The following is a 2146-nucleotide window of genomic DNA, read 5'->3' as shown; positions in this document are numbered from 1 at the left end:
AAAATCTGAACTTCCGGCATAATTAACTCTCAGACATCTGAAAAATGATTTCAAATTCTCTGAAAGTGTTCTTTTTCCAACGAATTCAGCGAAATCTTGTTGATTTTATCAGGAAAATATGGTATGATTATAGAGAGTTAATTAACTCTCTACAGGAGGCCGATATGTACACTGATGTGAGAGTGAAAATACCAGAGGAAAAAGGGAAAGTTACAAGGAAAAAAATCAGAGGAACCACCTACATTTATTACCAATTAAATCGCGTTTATGACCCGGAAAAAAAGTATAGCATTCCCCAAAGTACCCCCATCGGAAAGGTCTGCGAAGATGATCAGACCATGATGATTCCCAACGAGAAATACTTGATTTTCTATCCGGAAGCAAAACTCCCGGAAGAAAAGAAATCCTCCCGCAGAAGTGCTTGCTTAAGAGTTGGCGCACATATGGTTCTTAAAAGAATCATTACAGAATATCATTTAGATGTTCTCTTGGGAGATCTAATCGGAAGAGACAGTGGCCTCTTTTTGGATCTTGCAGTCTATACCATCATCACAGAAAACAATGCTGGGCAGTACTACCCGGATTATGCATACAATCATCCGTTATTCACCAGTAAAATGAGGATGTATAGCGATTCTAAAGTGTCTGACTTCATAGCTTCGATCAAGAAGGATCAAAGCGTTGAATTTCTGAACAGGTGGAATGAAAACCGGGATCACAGAGAAAAAATTTACATATCCTACGATTCGACGAACAAAAATTGTCAGGCAGGAGATGTTGACTTTGTTGAATTTGGCCATGCCAAAGATGATCAGAACAAACCGATACTTAATTACTCCATAGCTTACGACAAGAATAATAGGGAACCCTTGTTTTATGAAATGTACCCTGGAAGCATAGTGGATATATCTCAGCTACAGTATATGCTTGAGAAAACAGAAGGTTATGGCTATCGACATGTTGGATTTATACTGGACCGAGGATATTTCAGTAAAGAAAATATAAGATATATGGATAAATGCGGTTATGATTTCGTCATCATGATGAAAGGGATGAAGAAGTATGCCCATGAAATGGTGATGGCAAACAAAGGAACCTTTGAAGAGAGCCGAAAACACAGTATTCGCGACTATAAAGTAAGCGGAACCACGGTGAAAGGGAGATTGTTCCCTTCTGATGAGAAAGACAGATATTTTCACATATACTTTAACGAAAGCAAGAGAACAGGCGAACGCGAACAGCTGGAAGAAAAAATCGACAGATTGGCCTCATATCTAAAATCCCAGGAAGGGAAGATGGGATATGAATGCCCGAGTGCTTTATGTCATTACTTTGAACCTTTTTATCATGGCCAGGGAGATGAAAGAGTTTTCATGTTCGCAAGAGAGCGCCAAGACGTGATTGATAGGGAAATCAAACTGTGCGGATATTTCATAATTATCACATCAGAAAAAATGACAGCAGAAGAAGCTCTAGAACTGTATAAAAGCAGAGACGGTTCCGAGAAACTATTTAAGGGAGACAAATCCTATCTGGGGAACAAAAGCTTTAGAGTTCATGGAAGTGAATCAGTGAACAGCAAGATATTCATTGAGTTTGTCGCCCTGATCATACGTAACAAATTCTACACATATTTGAAAGATCAGATGAAGAAGAACAACAAAAGTGAAAACTATATGACCGTTCCAGCAGCTCTAAGGGAACTTGAAAAAATCGAGATGATTCGTCAAAGTGATGGAAACTACCGTTTGGATCATGCTGTGACCGCGACACAAAAGGGAATACTTAAAGCTTTTGATTTAACTGAAAGAAGCATTCGTGAACAAGCGCTAGGTATTAACAATCAACTGAAAATGATTGAAGAGATGTAAGGGGGCAGACAAATGGGCAGACGAAGCATATCTATTGATGAAAAAATCTCTAAGCAAAAAGAAGTGGTTTCCGCTATGAAAGATAAGTACGATTCAGCGCTTAACGAGTTGAATCTTTTAATGAAAAAGAAGCAGGAACTGCAAGGAAAAGAACTCCTAAATGCATTTGTAAACAGCAACAAAAGTCTGGATGAAATTCTGGCATTTATGAGTGAAAATGAGGATGAAAAGTCCTGAAATAGGGTTTGAGAGTTAATTTTTTCAGGAAGTTAGGG

2 protein-coding genes are annotated in these 2146 nt (G+C 38.4%); both read left to right on the top strand.

Annotated features, from left to right (window positions below; genetic code table 11):
* Positions 1 to 164: 164 nt before the first annotated feature.
* Positions 165 to 1871, top strand: a complete 1707-nt coding sequence (locus tag JOC49_RS13030) for an IS1634 family transposase (RefSeq protein ID WP_204665475.1) — start codon at positions 165 to 167, stop codon at positions 1869 to 1871.
* A gap of 12 nt (positions 1872 to 1883) precedes the next feature.
* Positions 1884 to 2108, top strand: a complete 225-nt coding sequence (locus JOC49_RS13025) for an ErpK protein (protein WP_204665474.1) — start codon at positions 1884 to 1886, stop codon at positions 2106 to 2108.
* Positions 2109 to 2146 lie beyond the last annotated feature (38 nt).

It is taken from the genome of Fusibacter tunisiensis, assembly GCF_016908355.1.
In the GTDB taxonomy this organism is placed as follows: Bacteria; Bacillota; Clostridia; order Peptostreptococcales; family Acidaminobacteraceae; genus Fusibacter_D; species Fusibacter_D tunisiensis.
This window is presented reverse-complemented; position numbering and strand designations above follow the sequence as displayed.

Bases quoted from the DNA above. Each gene is read 5' to 3' on its own strand.
- JOC49_RS13030 (WP_204665475.1), top strand. From the start codon at position 165: ATGTACACTGATGTGAGAGTGAAAATACCAGAGGAAAAAGGGAAAGTT.
- JOC49_RS13025 (WP_204665474.1), top strand. From the start codon at position 1,884: ATGGGCAGACGAAGCATATCTATTGATGAAAAAATCTCTAAGCAAAAA.